Raw genomic sequence first — 16,194 nt, forward strand, 5'->3', positions numbered from 1 at the left:
AATCACGTCAGGCGAAGGCGGCGCGGTTCAGCATCAGCCATAGCAGCAGCATGATCGTCTTGGCGTCGACGATGCCGCCGGTGGCGATCAGGCCATAGGCATCGTCGATCGGCATTTCGACGATCTCGATATCCTCGCCCTCGCCGTCGACGCCGCCGCCACGGCCGACCCGCTTGGCCGTGTCGACGCGGGCGGCGAAACACGAAACGCGCTCCGTCAGCGTGCCGGGGCTCGAATAGCTGTCGAAGAGATAGCGCGCATCGCTGATCGCATAGCCCGTCTCCTCCATCACCTCGCGGCTGACGGCCGCTTCCGGGCTGTCGCCGTCGAGAAGCCCGGCCGGGATCTCGAGCAGGAAACCGTCCCTATGGCCGCCGAAGAAGGCGCCCGGCCGGAACTGCCGGACGAGCACCACCGACTGGCGGCCGGGATCGACGAGCAGGATCGCCGCCGCCGCGCCATGGTCGTGCACCTCGCGATTGAGGAATTCCACCCGCCCGTCGGAGCGGGTCTGCTCCAGCACGATGGTGCGCAGATGGATGAACCGCTTCCAGACCGTGGTCTGCTCGACGATGCGGATCGGCGACGTCTTGTCTACCTGCATGAAAAACCCTTCGGCTCAGGCCTTGCGCAGCCAGACGCGGTTGTCGTGGAAGGCCGCGCCGCCATAGGGCGCGACGGGATCGGCGCCCGTCAACACATTGATACCCTCGCCGTCGAGATGGGCGCTGTTCGGCCAGATGCCCTCGGCGATCAGCACGCCGGGCTTGGCGCCGTCCGTCACCCTGGCATGCAGGCGCAGGTCGCCGCGCCCGTTGCCGAGGCGCACGATCTCGCCATCGGCAATGCCGTTCGCTGCTGCATCCTCGGGATGGATCATCACCTCCGGCCGCCCCTCGCGCTCATGCGAGCTCTTCGTCTCGGTGAAGCTGGAATTGAGGAAGCTGCGCGCCGGCGATGTCGCAAGGCGGAAGGGATGCTCGGCATCCGCCGTCTCAATGACCGCGAGGTAATCCGGGAAGACCGGCAGCGCCTCGTGCGGGCCGAAGGCGCCGAGCGACTTCGGCGGCTTGTTGGGGGCCGGCGTGTTCGTCCAGTTGGGGCGGAAGCGGAACCTTCCGTCCGGGAAGCTGAAACCCTTGGTGAAATGGGCGACGTCGAAATCCGGCTGGCAGTCAATCCACTTTTCCTCGCGCAGCCCGTCGAAGTCCATCTCGTAATAGGGCAGCATACGGGTGATGTGCTCCTGCTCGGAAAGGCCGAAGCCCGGCAGGTGGGAAACGCCGAGGCGCCTCGCCAGCTCCTCGATGACGAAGAGATTGGTGCGCACGGTTTCCGGCGGCTCGACGAGCTTGGGGCCGAGCAGGATGTGCTGGTGGCCGCCGCCGCGATAGATGTCGTCATGCTCGACGAACATGGTGGCGGGCAGCACGATATCGGCAAGCTTCGCCGTATCGGTCATGAAATGCTCGTGCACCGCGACGAAGAGATTGTCGCGCAGGAACCCCTCCTTCACCAGGCGCTGCTCGGGCGCGACATTCACCGGATTGGTGTTCTGGATCAGCATGGCGGTGACGGGGCCGCGATCGCGCAGCGCCTCGGCGTCGCCCGTCAGCACGCGGCCGATCTGCGACTGGTCGAGCATGCGGATATCGGGATCGACCATCTTCGCGAGCGTCAGCTCGGCCTTGCGCAGGTGGAAGATGTCGGAATTGCTGTGGAAGGCCCCGCCGCCCTCATATTGCCAGGAGCCGAGCACGGTGGCGATGGAGAGCGCCGCATGCATCGAGACCGCGCCGTTGCGGCTGCGGGTGAAACCGTAGCCGAGGCGGAAATAGCTCTTCTTCGTGCGGCCGACCAGCGCGGCGAAAGCCTCGATCTCCTCGACCGTCAGGCCGGTGATGTCGGCCGCCCATTGCGGCGTGCGGGTCGCAAGATGCGCCTCCAGCCCGGCCGGATCGTCGGCATATTTTTCCATATAGGCGCGGTCGGCATGGCCGTCGCGGAAGGCGACATGCATGACGGCGCAGGCAAGCGCGGCGTCGGTGCCGGGCCGCAGCTTCAGCGCGATATCGGCCTGCTTCATCGTCGGATTGTCGTAGACGTCGATGACGACGATCGTCGCGCCCCGTTCCTTGCGCGCCTTCACGGCATGGGTCATCACGTTGACCTGCGTGGAGACGGCATTGGTGCCCCAGATCACCACGCAATCGGATTTGGCCATCTCGCGCGGATCGGGGCCGCGCAGCGTGCCGGCGCCCATGGTGAAGCCGGTCCAGGCCGGATTGGTGCAGATCGAGCCGAAGAAGCCGGAATAGCGCCGGGCATGGCGCAGGCGATCGATGGAATCGCGCTGCACGAGGCCCATCGTGCCGGCGTAGTAATAGGGCCAGACGGCCTCGCTGCCATGGGCCTGCTCGGCCTTGACGAAGTTCTCCGCGATGGCGTCGAGCGCCGCCTCCCAGGAAATGTCGCCCCAGTCGCCGTCCCCCTTGGCGCCTTTGCGCACCATCGGCTTCATCAGCCGGCCGGGATGGTAGAGCCGCTCGGCGTAGCGCGCGACCTTGGCGCAGATGACGCCGGCCGTATAGCTGTTGTCGGGGCTGCCCTTGACGCGGCCGATGCGGCCCTCGACGCTGATCTCGACATCGAGCGCGCAGGTGGAGGGACAGTCGTGCGGGCAGGCCGAGTGGCCGATCCGCGGTTTTCCGAGATGGGGGGTCGCAACGTTCATGGCTTTTCTATAGGACAGAGCGGAAACGGCCAAAAGGCAAATCATTCTACCATTGCAACAATTCATCGTCGCATCATTGCGGATGATTTGAGACGCCGCCGCGGGGCTCACATGAACTATCGCCACATCTATCATGCCGGCAATTTCGCCGATGTGCTGAAACATGCCGTGCTCGCGCGCCTCGTGCTCTACATGCAGGCCAAGGACAAGGCCTTCCGCGTGCTCGACACCCATGCCGGCATCGGCCTCTACGACCTCTCCAGCGAGGAGGCACAGAAGACCGGCGAATGGCGCGACGGCATCGGCCGCCTGCTCGACGGCGACCTGCCGGCCGACATCGCCGAGATCCTCGCGCCCTATCTTTCGGTTCTTCGCGAATTGAATCCGCAAGGCGGCGTAACCCATTATCCCGGCTCGCCGAAACTCGCCCGCATGCTCTTCCGCCCGCAGGACCGGCTCTCGGCCATGGAGCTGCATCCGGACGACTACGAGACGCTGCACCGTCTCTTCGACGGCGACTTCCAGAGCCGCATCACCAGGCTCGACGGCTGGCTGTCGCTCGGCGCGCATCTGCCGCCGAAGGAGAAGCGCGGCATCGTGCTGGTCGATCCGCCCTTCGAGATCGAGGGCGAATACGAACGGCTGGTCGACGGGCTGGAAAAGGCCGTGCGCCGCTTTGCCGGCGGGGTCTATTGCCTGTGGTATCCGCTGAAGAAGAACGCCCCCATCCCCGCCTTCCACAAGGCGCTGAAGGAGACGGGCATTCCCAAGATGCTCTGCGCGGAACTCACGGTGAAGAGCGACCGCGAGACGACGGGACTGACCGGCACCGGCCTCATCGTCGTCAACCCGCCCTATACGCTGAAGGGCGAGCTCGACGTGCTGCTGCCCTTCCTCAAGACGAAGCTGGCGCAGGACCGCTTCGCCTCGGCGCGCGCCTTCTGGCTTGCCGGAGAAACGAAGACCTCTTGACCTTTGCGGTTTGGCGGCAACAATCGCGCGCCGAACCGGGAGCCCTTCATGACGTCTTTTCCTGCGGCCGGACGATGATCCGCCGGCCCGCCCCACCCCTCGCCCGCGCCGGCTGGCTGCTTCTGGCAGGCCTCGTGACGCTTGCCGGCTGCGGCGAGGACAAACCCGCCGAAAAGCCGCAGACGAAAACCGAGCAGAAGAGCGGGCAGAAGACCGAGAAGGGCCGAACCGCGCCGGAAACGCGCGTCGCCGTTCCGCGCGGCACCGTTCCACGCGGCAAGGGCTTCGATTTCTATGTTCTGTCGCTCTCCTGGTCGCCGACCTGGTGCGCCGCGAACGATACCGGCGGCAAGACGCAGCAATGCCGGCGCGGCGAGAACAACGGCTTCATCGTGCATGGCCTGTGGCCGCAGAACGAGCGCGGCTATCCGGAATATTGCGCGACACGCGAGCCGGACCGCGTGCCTGACGGCCTCGGCCGCACGATCCTCGACATCATCCCCTCCATGGGCCTGATCGGCCACCAGTGGCGCAAACACGGCAGTTGCTCGGGCCTTGGCCAGAAGGACTATTTCACCGTGGTGCGCGCCGCCTTCGAGCGCATCGCGATCCCCGCGGCGCTCGAGGCGCAGCGCGGCGCCGCGCGCCTCACGCCCGATGCGGTGGAACAGGCCTTCATCGCCGCCAATCCCGGCCTTCGCCGTGACGGCATGGCCGTCACCTGCGAGGACGGGCGGCTGGAGGAGGTGCGCGTCTGCCTGACCGCCGACCTCAGCTTCCGCGCCTGCCCGGCGGTCGACCGCGCCGCCTGCCGCATCAAGTCCATCGAACAATTGCCCATCCGCTGAACAGGACCATTGCCATGAAGATCTTCTATTCCGACGCCTCGCCCTATTCCACCAAGGTGCGCATGGCCGCGCATTATGCCGGCCTTGCCGCCGAGGCGGTCGCGGTCGACACCAATGCCGATCCGGCGGAACTCCTCGCCGCCAACCCGCTCGGCAAGATCCCGACGCTCGTGACGGACGATGGCCTTGCCGTCTTCGACAGCCGCGCGATCATGACCTATATCGACCGCCAGACGCGCGGCGCGCTCTATCCGCGCAACGCCGCCAAGCGCACGGAAACGGACATTCTCGAAGCCACCGCCGACGGCATCTGCGACAGCCTGCTCGCCATCGTCTACGAGCGCCGCCTGCGGCCGGAGGAAAAGATCCACCAGCCCTGGATCGACCGTCAGTGGCAGAAGGTGGAGCGGGCGCTCGATCATCTGGAAGCCAACATGCCGCGCCTCGGCAAGAAGCCGAATGCCGGCCACTTCGCGCTGGCCGCCATGCTGCGCTACATCGAGCTGCGTTTTGCCGGCAAGTGGCAGCGCGGCCGGCCGAAGCTGAAGCGCTACCTCGCCCGCTTCGAGGCCGTCTTCCCCGACTACGCCCAGTTCAAGAACTGAAGAAACGAAAAAGGCCGGGCTTTCGCCCGGCCTTTCCGCATTCCCGAAGCCGTGAGGCTTAGAACTTCACGCCCATACCGACGCGGACGCTGTGGTCTGCCGAAGCGCCACGAACCGTGGTGCCGCCGAGGTCGTAGTTCTTCTTCTGGTAGTCGCTGTAGCGGTATTCGACGCGCGCCGTGATGTTGTTCGTCACGAAGGCTTCTGCACCGACGCCAGCGGTCCAGCCGAGAGCGTTCTTGTCGTCCTTGTTGCCGGCCGTGTCCTTCATTTCGACATTGGCGGCAGCAAGACCGGCCGTGCCGTAGAGAAGAACGGGGTTCAGGTCGATACCGACGCGGCCACGGATGGAGCCGTTGACGCCCTGCTTGGTGCTGACGCCGGCTGCCGAGTTGTGCGTGTCGACGCCCGAGTAGTTCAGGTCGGTTTCAGCACCGTAGACCATCTGGCCGTTCTGCATGTTGTAACCGCCGTAGAGGCCGCCGCCGAAGCCGTTGCCCTTGGCGCCGCCCATGTCGGAACGCTGGTAGCTGGCGGTACCGCCGACATAAGCGCCGGCCCAGTTGCCGCTGGCAACCGGCTCGGAATATTCAGCGGCCGGAGCCTGCGGAACTTCGTCGATGGCATCGGCTGCGTGAGCGGCCTGGAAGGCGACCATGGAAACGGTCGAAGCGATGAGGGTGGCGATGAGTGTACGCATGATATTCTCCTTTACTAAACGACGCCCTCTCTGGGAGGATTGTCGGGCATCGTCATTCCAATTCAGTCCCGCCCGGTTGAGCGGAAATTGAATAAAGATTGAGGAATTGAAAGAGCCAAAATGTGAAATCTTTGCGGCAGACCAGCGGCACAAATGGGATGTGACTTTTGAACAACAGGCATTTCATTAACCATGATTTTAGAAACCATCAAAACTGGTAAAATATACTTCAAATTACTTTGAAGATGCTCCTGCGGTTAATTTTTCCGCAACCAATTTTCAGGGGGAGTTTAAGCCTGCGCAGAGATGTCTATATCTTTGGCCGGTTAATCAAAAGAATCGGCAGGACGGACTTTCTTGAAGCAGCCTTTGAAAACGGCCCTCGTGACGGGCGGCGCGAAGCGCATCGGCAGGGCCATCGTGGAAGACCTTGCGGCGGGCGGTTTCGCCGTCGCCATCCATGCGAACGAGTCCCTCGAGGAGGCTGAAGCCCTCGCCCGCGCCCTTGCCGAACGGGGCCTGAAAGCGGCGGCCGTCGCCTGCGACCTCTCCGACGGGGCGGCGACGGGGCGGCTGATCGCCAGGGCCACGGCCGCCATCGGCCCGCTCGACCTGCTCGTCAACAATGCCTCGCTCTTCAAGCCCGATACGGTCGAGGCCTTCGACGATGACCTGTGGGACCGCCATTTCGCGGTGCATGTGAAGGCGCCCTCCATTCTCGCGCGCGATTTCGTGCGGCAATTGCCGGAGGGCGTCGCCGGCTCCATCGTCAACATCATCGACCAGCGCGTCTGGAACCCGACGCCGCGCTACTATTCCTACACGCTCTCCAAATCGGCGCTGTGGATGGCGACGCGCACCATGGCGCAGAGCTTTGCGCCGCGCGTGCGCGTCAACGCCATCGGCCCCGGCCCGTCCCTGCCCAACGAGCGGCAGGACGATGCCGCCTTCGCGGCGCAGGTGGCGGGGCTGATCCTGCGCCGTGGCCCCGATCTTGCCGAATTCGGCCGCACAGTTCGCTTTTTGTTCGACACGCCGTCCATAACGGGGCAAATGATAGCGCTCGACGGCGGGCAGCATCTCGCCTGGGAAACCCCCGATGTCGCGGAGATCGCGGAATGAACGGCCGGAAGGTGGAGGATGGCGGCATCCTCTATGACGAGAACGAGGCGGACGAAGAGGACGAGCTTGTCGAAAGCCCGGCCGCAAGCCCCATTACGGCCGACATGGACTGGAACGAGGGCGGCGACGTTCCCGAGGGCCTGATCGGCGCGGAGCTGATCCAGGTCTTCGTCAAGCGCCTGCCCAACAGTCCCGGCGTCTACCGCATGTTCAACGCCGACGGCGACGTGCTCTATGTCGGCAAGGCGCGCAGCCTCAAGAAGCGCGTGACGAACTATGCCCAGGGGCGCGGCCATTCCAACCGCATCACCCAGATGATTCGCCAGACGGCGAACATGGAATTCGTGACGACGCGCACGGAGACCGAGGCGCTGCTGCTGGAAGCCAACCTCATCAAGCGCCTGCGCCCGCGCTTCAACGTGCTGCTGCGCGACGACAAGTCCTTTCCCTATATTCTCGTCACCGGCGACACCCGCGCCCCGGCGATCTTCAAGCATCGCGGCGCGCGCAGCCGCAAGGGCGACTATTTCGGCCCCTTCGCCTCGGCCGGCGCGGTCGGGCGCACCATCAATTCGCTGCAGCGCGCCTTCCTGCTGCGCACCTGCACCGACAGCGTCTTCGAGACGCGCACCCGGCCGTGCCTGCTCTACCAGATCAAGCGCTGCTCCGGTCCCTGCACCCACGAGATCCGCGACGCGGATTATGCCGAGCTGGTGCAGGAGGCGAAGGACTTCCTTTCGGGCAAGAGCCAGAAGGTGAAGGCGCATATGGCCGAGGCCATGAACGCCGCCGCCGAGGACCTCGATTTCGAGCGCGCCGCCGTCTATCGCGACCGGCTGGCCGCGCTCTCCCATGTCCAGAGCCATCAGGGCATCAACCCGGCCGGGGTGGAAGAGGCCGACGTCTTCGCCATCCACCACGAGGGCGGCGTCTCCTGCATCCAGGTCTTCTTCTTCCGTACGGGGCAGAACTGGGGCAACCGCGCCTATTTCCCCAAGGCCGACCCGCAGCTGACCGGCGCGGAGGTGCTCAACGCCTTCCTCGCCCAGTTCTACGACGACAAGCCCTGTCCGCGGCAGATCCTGCTTTCCGAGCCGGTCGAGGAGATCGACCTGCTGTCGCAGGCGCTTTCCGAGCGGTCCAACTACAAGGTGACGATCTCGGTGCCGCAGCGCGGCGAGAAGAAGGACCTCGTCGACCATGTGGTGGCCAATGCCCGCGAGGCGCATGGCCGCAAGCTGGCCGAGACGGCCTCGCAGTCGCGCCTGCTCGAGGGCTTCGCCGCGACCTTCAAGCTGCCCGCCACGCCGCGCCGCATCGAGATCTACGACAACTCGCACATCATGGGCACCAATGCCGTCGGCGGCATGGTGGTGGCGGGGCCGGAAGGCTTCGTGAAGAGCCAGTACCGCAAGTTCAACATCAAATCGACCGACATCACGCCCGGCGACGACTTCGGCATGATGAAGGAAGTGATGACCCGGCGCTTCTCCCGCCTCATCAAGGAAGAGGGCCTGCCGGACCGCAGCGCCGACCAGAGCGCCGAGGCGGCAGACCTGCCCTTCCCCGCCTGGCCCGACGTCATCCTCATCGACGGCGGCCAGGGCCAGATGACGGCGGTGCGCGCCATCCTGGAAGATCTCGGCATCACCGACCAGGTCGTCGCCATCGGCGTCGCCAAGGGCGCGGACCGCGAGGCCGGGCGCGAGCGCTTCTTCATGAAGGGCATCGCCGACTTCTCGCTGCCGCCGCGCGATCCCGTGCTCTATTTCGTGCAGCGCCTGCGCGACGAGGCGCACCGCTTCGCCATCGGCTCGCACCGGGCGCGGCGCAAGAAGGAGCTGGTCAAGAACCCGCTGGACGAGATCGCCGGCATCGGACCGACGCGCAAGCGCGCGCTGCTGCAGCACTTCGGCACGGCGAAGGCCGTCTCGCGCGCCGCCATTGCCGACCTGATGGCCGCCGACGGCATTTCCGAAAGCGTCGCCCGCCTCGTCTACAATCATTTCCACGACGACGCGGCCGGATAGCGATGGCGGATAGGGATGGCGGATACGGCGTCGCGGCGGGCGTGTTTTCCCTGTGAAAGTCCCTGTCAAAACCGGCTTTCTTGACCGGAAACAGCCCGCGGCAGACTTATTGTGCGGCCCCTCCGTAAATTCGCCAAGAATTGCCGGAAACAAAGGTTGACGGCACAGTCACAAACACCTCATCTAGCCGCAAGACAGTCGAGACTGAAGATTCCATGGCCTCCCGCGCATATAGTATTCCGAACCTCCTCACCTACGCCCGCATCGTGGCCGTTCCGCTGATCGTGCTCTGCTTCTTCGTCGAAGGGCGGCTGCAATCGTCGGACTTCGCGCGCTGGACGGCCGTCGGCCTCTTCGCCGCCGCCTCGATCACCGATTACCTCGACGGCTATCTCGCGCGCATCTGGAACCAGACGTCGAATATCGGCCGCATGCTGGACCCGATCGCCGACAAGCTGCTGGTCGCCTCGGTGCTGCTGCTGGTCGCCGCCGACGGCACCATCGCCGGCTGGACCATCTGGGCCGCCATCATCATCCTGTGCCGCGAGATCCTCGTCTCGGGCCTGCGCGAATATCTCGCCGTCCTCAAGGTCTCGGTGCCGGTGACGCGCATCGCCAAGTGGAAGACGACGATCCAGATGCTGGCCATCGGCTTCCTTCTGGCCGGCCCAGCCGGCGAGGCGGTGCTGCCCTACACGACCGAGATCGGCATCGCGCTGCTCTGGGCCGCCGCGCTCATCACCATGTATACGGGCTACGACTATTTCCGCGCCGGCCTGAAGCACATCGTGGACGAATAGCATGACGAAGCTCGTCTACTTCGCCTGGGTGCGCGAGCGGATCGGCAAGGGCGAGGAGGACCTGGACCTCCCCGCCTCCGTCAAGACCGGCGGCGACCTTCTGCGCCACCTCAAGACGCTGGGCGACGACTACGCCCATGCGCTGGAGCACGAGAAGGTCATCCGCATCGCGATCAACCAGGAACATGTCGAGCATGACGAGCCCATCGCCGGCGCCCGCGAGATCGCCCTCTTCCCGCCGATGACGGGGGGCTGAGGCCATGGCCGGCGGCGCCGCGGCACCGGTCGTCGTCCGCGTCCAGCACGCGGATTTCGACGTCGCGGCCGAAACCGCGCGCCTGACGGCAGGCCCTGCCGCCGCCGGCGCCATCGTCGCCTTCACCGGCCTTTGCCGCGACGAGGGCGGCAGGCTCTCCGCGCTGGAACTGGAACACTATCCCGGCATGGCGGAAGCGGAGATCTCCCGCATCTGCCGGGAAGCGATGGACCGCTTCTCCCTGCTCGGCCTCACCGCCATCCACCGCGTCGGCAAGATCGCGCCGGGCGAAAACATCGTGCTGGTCATCGCCGCCGCGCCCCATCGCCACGCCGCCTTCGACGGCGCGTCCTTCGTCATGGATTACCTGAAGACCTCCGCCCCCTTCTGGAAGAAGGAGCACTTCGCTGATGGCCGCACCGGCGGCTGGGTGGATGCCAAGGAGAGCGACGACCGCGCGCGGGACAAGTGGTCCTAGGGCGCGTCTTACGGAACCGGCTGCTCGCGGCGAAAGATCACGAGGAGCAGCACCAGCGCGGAAAAGATCACCAGATCCCGCCAGAGAAAATCGCCATAGGCGCTCCACAGCGTTTCGGCGAGCCCCATGGCCGCACCGCCGAGCGCCGAGCGCAGCGGCGCCCCCGCCCCACCGATGGCGGCGATGAACAGCACCTTCACGCCGAAGACGAGGCCTGAACCGAAATCCATGTTGCCATAGTAGGAGACGGCGAGGATGCCCGTGAGGCTGGCGATCAGCGCTGCGCCGGCATAGGCGGAGAGATAGACGCCCGCCGCATCGACGCCGCACAGTTCCGCCGCCTGCCGGTCCTCCGACACCGCGCGCCAGCGCCGGCCCCAGGCGGAACGGGCGAGGAAGAGATAGCCGAAGGCGACGATGGCCGCCATGGCGGCGGTGTTGATCAGTTGCAGCACCGTCAGTGCGACCGGAAAGGCCGGATCGTTCCAGAAGACCACCGGCGTGCCGAGCAGCGGCGGCAGCCAGAGGCTGCGCGTGTCGGAGGCAAGCCGCGCCGTCTCCATCAGCACCAGCACCACGCCGAGCGCGGCGACCACCACCGTATTGTCGGAGGAGAAGGCGAGCGGGCGCATGACATGCCGCCCGATGACGAGCCCCGCGCCGACGCCATAGAGGAGCCCCGCCACCGCGCCGAAGGCGAGCGCGGCCGGCAGCACCAGCCAGAGCCGGCCCCAGCCGAAACCGGCAAACAGCACGAACATCTGCGCGGCGAAGGCGAAGAGCGCGCCATAGCCGATATCGGCCCTTCGCGTCACCGCGAAGGCGATGGAATAGCCGAAGGCGAGCGCGGCGTAGAGCGCGGCCACGGGCACGGCATTGGCGATCTGCTGCAGGAAATAGGCCATGGGGCAGTTTCGGTGTTGGGGACGCTTGCGTTTGCTCCGCAAATTATAACTGGCAAAATTGCTTTTACCAGTTAGAATATCGCATGACCTTTTCCTGGACCCCGCATCGTTTCTCCGGTGGCGCGCTTGCGCTCGACGTCGCGAACTCCGTCGTGCTGCGCAGCGATCCGGCGCGGCGCATCGACCGGTTCGCCGAGCCGGCGACGATGGATGCCTTTCCCGCCGGCGCGAACCGGCATGGCGCCGAACGTACCCTTTTCGGGCCGCTCGAGCCGGTGGACGCATCGGCGCGCGCCGGGCTGGTCGCGCTGCGCGAGGCCGTCGACCGGCATTTCCGCGCCGAGGTGCAGGGAGCCGGAACGCCGGCGCTGCTCGCCGATCTGCTGGAGGCCATAGCAACGGTGCTGCGCCGCTCCGGCGACCGGCCGCAGGCGCTCGACACCGCCACCGCCCGCTCCGCCCTGCTGCTGCTGACCCGGCCGGAGCCGGACCGGCTGAAGATCTGCCCCAACTGCCACTGGCTCTTTCTCGACCGCAGCCGCAACCGCTCGCGCGCCTGGTGCGACATGGCCGTCTGCGGCAACCGGGCGAAGGCCAGCCGCCACTATCGCCGCAACCGCGAGGAGCCCCGGCCATGAAGAGATTGCTGCCGATCCTGCTGGCGCTCACCCTGCCGCTCGCCGCCTGCCAGCGCGAGACGGGACCCGATCCGCTGAAGCTGACCGGCAAGATGTTCGTCTTCAACTACCGCCTCGCCTATGCCACCTATATCGTCACGCTGGAACAGACCCAGCCGCTGCCGGAAGGCTCGGTCGTCAAGGCCGCGTTCGAGAACCCCGCCGGCGGCACGCCGCTGACGCTGGAGCGCAAGATCTTCCCCAACCTGCCGCGCGTGGTGCTGGAAAGCCCGGACATTACCTGCGTGAAGAAGAACCAGCCCTACAAGGTCACGGTCTCGGTCGTCGGTCCCGACGGCGCGCAATTGCAGGCGCTGGAAACCGAGGTAACGTCGAATGTCGACCAGAGCGTGCTGCCGGCGAAAGCGCTCGTCGTCGGCCCCGGCTACGACCCGAACCCGGAGGTCTTCAAGGACGGCAAGGCGCCCGCGCATTTCGAAATGGCGACGTGCCCGTCCGAGTGAATATTCCGAACCGCTGATCCGTACCGCCTGAAACGGTTCGCCGCGGGAGGAGACGCATGAGGTTCCTGCCAGTTCTTGCCGCCAGCCTTGCCTTGCTGGTCACGTCCGCCCGGGCCGAAACGCCGAAGGCCTGCGCCACCGCCATTCTCACCCTTGCCGATGCGGTGCTCGCCGGCCGGGAAAAGCTGCCGAAGCTGAAGGCGCGCGGCATCGGGGCCGAAGCCGGCTATCTCAAGATCCGCTATGGCGGGCTTTCGCCCGACGAAGCCGCCACGCTCGCCCACGGCCTTCGCGATGCCGGCGTGCGCGAGGCGCTCGACCTTGCCGGCGCGGTCGATGCCTGGCGCGGCGGCTTTGCCGCCGTGACCGTGACCCCTGCCGAACTCGGCGGCCAGATCTCCACCCTGCGGGCGATCCTCCAGCATGGCGATGCGGAAGCCCTGCTGGCCGCCCTCGCCGCGCTGCCGCCGGAAAAGCGCATCTCCACGCTCCAGCGCATCGTGCCGGCGGTGGTGGACTGGCCGGACGAGAAGAAGATCGCGCTTTCGGCCATCGCCCGCAAACATGACCTTGCCTACCTGGAAGCCGGCCTTGCCGCCACGCTGCGCGACCCCGATGGCTGGGCCGATTTCGCCGCCAGTTTCCGCGACCCGACGAAACTCATGGATTTCGTGCAGGCTTGGAGCTGGGCGCCGGCCCTCGTCGGCCATCCCGTTCTGCCGCGTTATCCACTGAAGGCGGCCGACATGGAGGCCGCGCGCCGCGCCATCCATACCATCACGATCACCGCCGCGCGCGAGCCCGAGCGGGATTTCCTGATGACCTACCTGAACCAGACGGGCGATATCCCGGCCACGGAAAAGGCGGCCCAGGTGCTGCTGGCGGCCGTGGATACCGGCGAGATTCGCCAGGACGGCCTGCTCGACCCGGCCTGGCTGACGGCCTATCGCGCCCTGCGGGCGGCCTCGGCCGACCCGGCCGCCATGGACGGCACGCTCGCCACCATTCCCTTCTATGGCCGGCATTACCTGACGGCGAACGGCGAGCGCACGGTGCGCGACGTCATCGACCGCCTCGTCGCCATCGAGGCGCTGACGCCCTATCTCACGGGAAAGCAAACCGCCCTGCCGGCGATGCCGGCGGACCTGAGCGCCGCCTTCCAGCCGGCCTGGCCCGTCTGGAGCGAGATGGCGGGGGCGCTGAAAACCGCGCCGCTGACGCCGCTCGCCAAGGACGGCGAGAAGGCGTCCATCGTCGCCGAGCTTCTGTTTGCCGCCGGCGATACGGCGCGGCTTGCCGATTTCGTGCTGGCGGTCGAGCCCCCGGAAGCGCAGCTCGCCATGGCGACGGATTTCGCCATGCGGCTCGACCGGGGCTGCGGCAGCGCGATGTATCACCCGGGCGAGGCGATGATGCTGTCCGGCCAGCCGATCTACCGCTTCGACCCCGTACAATAAGTTGGACCGCAATAAAAAACCGGGGCCTTTCGGCCCCGGTTCAATTATCATTTCAAAGGCTTCCGGCCTTGGCCGGACAAACCGATTCAGCCGACGATTTCGGTGTCGGAGAACCAGTACTTGATTTCCTGGGCAGCGGTTTCCGGAGCGTCCGAACCGTGAACCGAGTTCTCGCCGATGGAGAGAGCGTGGGTCTTGCGGATCGTGCCTTCGTCGGCGTTGGCCGGGTTGGTGGCGCCCATGACTTCGCGGTTTTTCAGGATGGCGTTCTCGCCTTCCAGAACCTGAACGATCGTCGGGCCGGAGGTCATGCCGTCAACGAGTTCGCCGAAGAAGGGGCGTTCCTTGTGAACGGCGTAGAAGCCTTCGGCTTCGCGGCGGCTCATCCAGACGCGCTTGGAAGCAACGACGCGCAGGCCTGCGTCTTCGAGCATCTTGGTGATGGCGCCGGTGAGGTTGCGCTTCGTCGCGTCCGGCTTGATCATCGAAAAGGTGCGTTCAATCGCCATTTTCTCGTTTCCCTTGGTTTTCCGGTGAAAGTGGCGGTTCCATAGCCGCCAACGCCCGGCAAAACAAGAGGGGCGCCGCGTTTGGCGATCTCAGCGGCAAAGTTTCATGCCGCCGTCACACGATGGCCGGCGCCGCCGTGCAGGTCGAGGCAGCGGGCGAACCAGAGCGCGACCGGGTCGTCCGCCTCCAGCACCTGGGTGCCCGCCGTCGTGCGCAGCCATTGCAGCGCGCCGAAGACGATATAGTCAGGGAAGAGCGGTCCCTCGCCGCCGATGAAGGGCTGCACCTTCAGCATGGCCCGCAGCGGCTGGAGCTTCGCGGCGAAGGCCTCGATCTCCGCCTTGCCGGCCGCCGCGACATCCTCCAGCGAGGCGCCCAGCCGCTGCTCGCGGCTCTGGCGGAAATAGTCCCGGTCGGCCGGGCCGAGGAGGTTGTGGATGTCGAGAACGGCGATGCGGGTGATGGCCATGTGCAGGATCGATTGCGACCAGCTCTCGATGAAGCGGGCCATCGCCTTGCCGCCCTCCCCGCCGAACAGCGACGGGCGGTCGGGATAGGCCTCGTCGAGATAGAGCGCGATCTCGAAACTGTCGCGCACCAGCCGGTCGCCGTCGCGCAGCAGCGGCACCGTCGCCGTCGCGCCGTCCTCGATGGCGCGGATCTCGGTGAAGCCCACCGGCACCGTCTCGTAGTCGAGGCCCTTGTGGGCGAGCGACATCACCGTCTTCCAGACATGGGGCGAAAACTGGCGGGCCTTGTCGGCGCCGGCAAGCGCATAGAGCAGTCGGGTCATGAAAGCCTCGTGATCAGGGTTTCGCGCATAGGAGCGCAGGACGGCAGCGAGCGCAAATCAGATAATTTCATGGGTGCCATTCATGCCGGCGATCCGCGCCTCGTCTATAGTCCGGCAAACCGGAGCCATGGCGGTGACATGCGATTCCCCGCAACGGCTCCAGCCTCGACGACCGAAGCCGCGCCGCTTCGGCCGGAAACGATCTAGGGAGACAAAGACCGCGATGCGCGACCACTACCGCCTGTTCGCCGCCTACAATGCCTGGGCCAACCGCACGCTCTATGATGCCGTCGGCAAGCTGGACGACGAAGCCTACCGCCGCGACCTCGGCGCCTTCTTCGGCTCCCTGCACCGCACGCTGAACCACCTCCTGACCGCAGACCGCATCTGGCTGAAGCGCTTCACCGGCACGGGCGAGGCCCCGACAAGCCTCGATGCGATCCTCTTCGAGGATTTCGCGGGTCTGTGGGCCGCGCGGCAGGCCGAGGACGCCCGCCTCATCGCCTTCGTCGATTCGCTGAGCGAGGAGAAGATCGCCGCCGATTTCACCTACAGCCCCATCACCAGTCCCACGATCATCACCCACCCGCTCGCCCCGGCCCTCACCCACGCCTTCAACCACCAGACCCACCACCGCGGCCAGTGCCACGCCATGCTGACCATGGTCGGAGGGCCGAGCCTTTCGCTGGACTTGATCTATTTCGCGCGGACGGAGGGACAGCAGTTTCTCAAGTAGCCAGACGGACGCACAAAAAGAAACCAACTCGTCCAGTACATCCACCGGCTTCTTGAGGTAGTTCGGGTCATGCGGGGCGTACCGCATGGTCGTATCGAAGCCGCGCT

Annotated in this window: 18 protein-coding genes; 12 read left to right on the top strand and 6 right to left on the bottom strand. The window is 66.0% G+C overall.

Features of this window, described 5'->3' with window-relative positions:
* Positions 1-7: 7 nt before the first annotated feature.
* Together V8U06_RS05680 and V8U06_RS05685 are read right to left on the bottom strand one after the other, a co-directional pair.
* Positions 8-604 carry an NUDIX domain-containing protein gene (locus V8U06_RS05680; protein ID WP_427139843.1) on the bottom strand — a complete coding sequence of 199 codons (597 nt, stop codon included), beginning with the start codon at positions 602-604 and terminating at the stop codon, positions 8-10.
* A gap of 15 nt (positions 605-619) precedes the next feature.
* Positions 620-2,734, bottom strand: coding sequence for a molybdopterin-containing oxidoreductase family protein (locus tag V8U06_RS05685; protein ID WP_427139844.1), 2,115 nt, complete (start codon positions 2,732-2,734; stop codon positions 620-622).
* A gap of 111 nt (positions 2,735-2,845) precedes the next feature.
* Here V8U06_RS05685 and V8U06_RS05690 point away from each other — a divergent pair, with 111 nt between their 5' ends.
* The 3 genes from V8U06_RS05690 (at position 2,846) to V8U06_RS05700 (ending at position 5,159) form a co-directional block, all read left to right on the top strand.
* A complete protein-coding gene (locus V8U06_RS05690; RefSeq protein WP_226919704.1) occupies positions 2,846-3,706 on the top strand; it encodes a 23S rRNA (adenine(2030)-N(6))-methyltransferase RlmJ in 861 nt (286 codons plus the stop codon).
* Between the two features lie 74 nt (positions 3,707-3,780).
* Positions 3,781-4,554, top strand: a complete 774-nt coding sequence (locus V8U06_RS05695; RefSeq protein ID WP_427139982.1) for a ribonuclease T2 family protein — start codon at positions 3,781-3,783, stop codon at positions 4,552-4,554.
* A 14-nt stretch (positions 4,555-4,568) separates the two neighbouring features.
* Complete coding sequence (locus V8U06_RS05700; RefSeq protein WP_226919706.1) at positions 4,569-5,159, top strand: glutathione S-transferase family protein; 591 nt, start codon at positions 4,569-4,571, stop codon at positions 5,157-5,159.
* A gap of 58 nt (positions 5,160-5,217) precedes the next feature.
* Here the strand turns inward: V8U06_RS05700 and V8U06_RS05705 are convergent, their stop codons facing one another.
* Complete coding sequence (locus V8U06_RS05705) at positions 5,218-5,859, bottom strand: outer membrane protein (RefSeq protein WP_226919707.1); 642 nt, start codon at positions 5,857-5,859, stop codon at positions 5,218-5,220.
* A 357-nt stretch (positions 5,860-6,216) separates the two neighbouring features.
* On the opposite strand from V8U06_RS05705, the gene V8U06_RS05710 reads away from it, so the two are divergent.
* The 5 genes from V8U06_RS05710 (at position 6,217) to V8U06_RS05730 (ending at position 10,545) form a co-directional block, all read left to right on the top strand.
* Entirely contained in the window at positions 6,217-6,981 is a 765-nt protein-coding gene (locus V8U06_RS05710; RefSeq protein ID WP_427139845.1) for an SDR family oxidoreductase, read from the top strand.
* Positions 6,978-9,011, top strand: coding sequence for an excinuclease ABC subunit UvrC (uvrC, locus tag V8U06_RS05715; protein WP_427139846.1), 2,034 nt, complete (start codon positions 6,978-6,980; stop codon positions 9,009-9,011). Before V8U06_RS05710 ends, uvrC begins: the two co-directional genes overlap by 4 nt.
* A 215-nt stretch (positions 9,012-9,226) precedes the next feature.
* On the top strand, positions 9,227-9,811 hold the full coding sequence (gene pgsA / locus V8U06_RS05720; RefSeq protein ID WP_427139847.1) for a CDP-diacylglycerol--glycerol-3-phosphate 3-phosphatidyltransferase: 585 nt from the start codon (positions 9,227-9,229) through the stop codon (positions 9,809-9,811).
* Between the two features lies 1 nt (position 9,812).
* On the top strand, positions 9,813-10,067 hold the full coding sequence (gene moaD / locus V8U06_RS05725; protein ID WP_226919711.1) for a molybdopterin converting factor subunit 1: 255 nt from the start codon (positions 9,813-9,815) through the stop codon (positions 10,065-10,067).
* Positions 10,068-10,071: 4 nt separating this feature from the next.
* Complete coding sequence (locus V8U06_RS05730; protein WP_427139848.1) at positions 10,072-10,545, top strand: molybdenum cofactor biosynthesis protein MoaE; 474 nt, start codon at positions 10,072-10,074, stop codon at positions 10,543-10,545.
* A gap of 8 nt (positions 10,546-10,553) precedes the next feature.
* On the opposite strand, the gene V8U06_RS05735 is transcribed toward V8U06_RS05730, so the two are convergent.
* Positions 10,554-11,450 carry a branched-chain amino acid ABC transporter permease gene (locus V8U06_RS05735; RefSeq protein ID WP_427139849.1) on the bottom strand — a complete coding sequence of 299 codons (897 nt, stop codon included), beginning with the start codon at positions 11,448-11,450 and terminating at the stop codon, positions 10,554-10,556.
* 83 nt (positions 11,451-11,533) lie between these two features.
* Between V8U06_RS05735 and V8U06_RS05740 the strand changes: the two genes are divergently transcribed.
* From V8U06_RS05740 to V8U06_RS05750, 3 genes are read left to right on the top strand one after another with little or no spacing between them, the layout of a single operon-like run.
* Positions 11,534-12,088, top strand: a complete 555-nt coding sequence (locus V8U06_RS05740; protein WP_427139850.1) for a CGNR zinc finger domain-containing protein — start codon at positions 11,534-11,536, stop codon at positions 12,086-12,088.
* A complete protein-coding gene (locus tag V8U06_RS05745) occupies positions 12,085-12,591 on the top strand; it encodes a hypothetical protein (RefSeq protein WP_427139851.1) in 507 nt (168 codons plus the stop codon). The genes V8U06_RS05740 and V8U06_RS05745 overlap by 4 nt, the downstream gene beginning before the upstream one ends.
* Positions 12,592-12,647: 56 nt before the next feature.
* Positions 12,648-14,048 carry a hypothetical protein gene (locus tag V8U06_RS05750; protein WP_427139852.1) on the top strand — a complete coding sequence of 467 codons (1,401 nt, stop codon included), beginning with the start codon at positions 12,648-12,650 and terminating at the stop codon, positions 14,046-14,048.
* A gap of 86 nt (positions 14,049-14,134) precedes the next feature.
* Here V8U06_RS05750 and ndk read toward each other — a convergent pair whose 3' ends face one another.
* Together ndk and V8U06_RS05760 are read right to left on the bottom strand one after the other, a co-directional pair.
* Positions 14,135-14,557, bottom strand: a complete 423-nt coding sequence (gene ndk / locus V8U06_RS05755; RefSeq protein ID WP_427139853.1) for a nucleoside-diphosphate kinase — start codon at positions 14,555-14,557, stop codon at positions 14,135-14,137.
* Positions 14,558-14,661: 104 nt separating this feature from the next.
* Entirely contained in the window at positions 14,662-15,351 is a 690-nt protein-coding gene (locus V8U06_RS05760) for a glutathione S-transferase family protein (RefSeq protein ID WP_427139854.1), read from the bottom strand.
* Between the two features lie 223 nt (positions 15,352-15,574).
* Here V8U06_RS05760 and V8U06_RS05765 point away from each other — a divergent pair, with 223 nt between their 5' ends.
* Entirely contained in the window at positions 15,575-16,087 is a 513-nt protein-coding gene (locus V8U06_RS05765) for a DinB family protein (RefSeq protein WP_427139855.1), read from the top strand.
* Positions 16,088-16,194: the final 107 nt, after the last annotated feature.

Source organism: Shinella sp. G-2 (assembly GCF_050172695.1).
Taxonomy (GTDB): Bacteria; Pseudomonadota; Alphaproteobacteria; order Rhizobiales; family Rhizobiaceae; genus Shinella.

What these genes read in the sequence shown, in the direction of transcription:
- V8U06_RS05705 (WP_226919707.1), bottom strand. Translation starts at nt 5,859, where the DNA reads ATGCGTACACTCATCGCCACCCTCATCGCTTCGACCGTTTCCATGGTC.
- uvrC (WP_427139846.1), top strand. Translation starts at nt 6,978, where the DNA reads ATGAACGGCCGGAAGGTGGAGGATGGCGGCATCCTCTATGACGAGAAC.
- V8U06_RS05760 (WP_427139854.1), bottom strand. Translation starts at nt 15,351, where the DNA reads ATGACCCGACTGCTCTATGCGCTTGCCGGCGCCGACAAGGCCCGCCAG.
- ndk (WP_427139853.1), bottom strand. Translation starts at nt 14,557, where the DNA reads ATGGCGATTGAACGCACCTTTTCGATGATCAAGCCGGACGCGACGAAG.
- V8U06_RS05685 (WP_427139844.1), bottom strand. Translation starts at nt 2,734, where the DNA reads ATGAACGTTGCGACCCCCCATCTCGGAAAACCGCGGATCGGCCACTCG.
- moaD (WP_226919711.1), top strand. Translation starts at nt 9,813, where the DNA reads ATGACGAAGCTCGTCTACTTCGCCTGGGTGCGCGAGCGGATCGGCAAG.
- V8U06_RS05735 (WP_427139849.1), bottom strand. Translation starts at nt 11,450, where the DNA reads ATGGCCTATTTCCTGCAGCAGATCGCCAATGCCGTGCCCGTGGCCGCG.
- V8U06_RS05680 (WP_427139843.1), bottom strand. Translation starts at nt 604, where the DNA reads ATGCAGGTAGACAAGACGTCGCCGATCCGCATCGTCGAGCAGACCACG.
- V8U06_RS05765 (WP_427139855.1), top strand. Translation starts at nt 15,575, where the DNA reads ATGCGCGACCACTACCGCCTGTTCGCCGCCTACAATGCCTGGGCCAAC.
- pgsA (WP_427139847.1), top strand. Translation starts at nt 9,227, where the DNA reads ATGGCCTCCCGCGCATATAGTATTCCGAACCTCCTCACCTACGCCCGC.
- V8U06_RS05695 (WP_427139982.1), top strand. Translation starts at nt 3,781, where the DNA reads ATGATCCGCCGGCCCGCCCCACCCCTCGCCCGCGCCGGCTGGCTGCTT.
- V8U06_RS05690 (WP_226919704.1), top strand. Translation starts at nt 2,846, where the DNA reads ATGAACTATCGCCACATCTATCATGCCGGCAATTTCGCCGATGTGCTG.
- V8U06_RS05745 (WP_427139851.1), top strand. Translation starts at nt 12,085, where the DNA reads ATGAAGAGATTGCTGCCGATCCTGCTGGCGCTCACCCTGCCGCTCGCC.
- V8U06_RS05750 (WP_427139852.1), top strand. Translation starts at nt 12,648, where the DNA reads ATGAGGTTCCTGCCAGTTCTTGCCGCCAGCCTTGCCTTGCTGGTCACG.
- V8U06_RS05730 (WP_427139848.1), top strand. Translation starts at nt 10,072, where the DNA reads ATGGCCGGCGGCGCCGCGGCACCGGTCGTCGTCCGCGTCCAGCACGCG.
- V8U06_RS05740 (WP_427139850.1), top strand. Translation starts at nt 11,534, where the DNA reads ATGACCTTTTCCTGGACCCCGCATCGTTTCTCCGGTGGCGCGCTTGCG.
- V8U06_RS05700 (WP_226919706.1), top strand. Translation starts at nt 4,569, where the DNA reads ATGAAGATCTTCTATTCCGACGCCTCGCCCTATTCCACCAAGGTGCGC.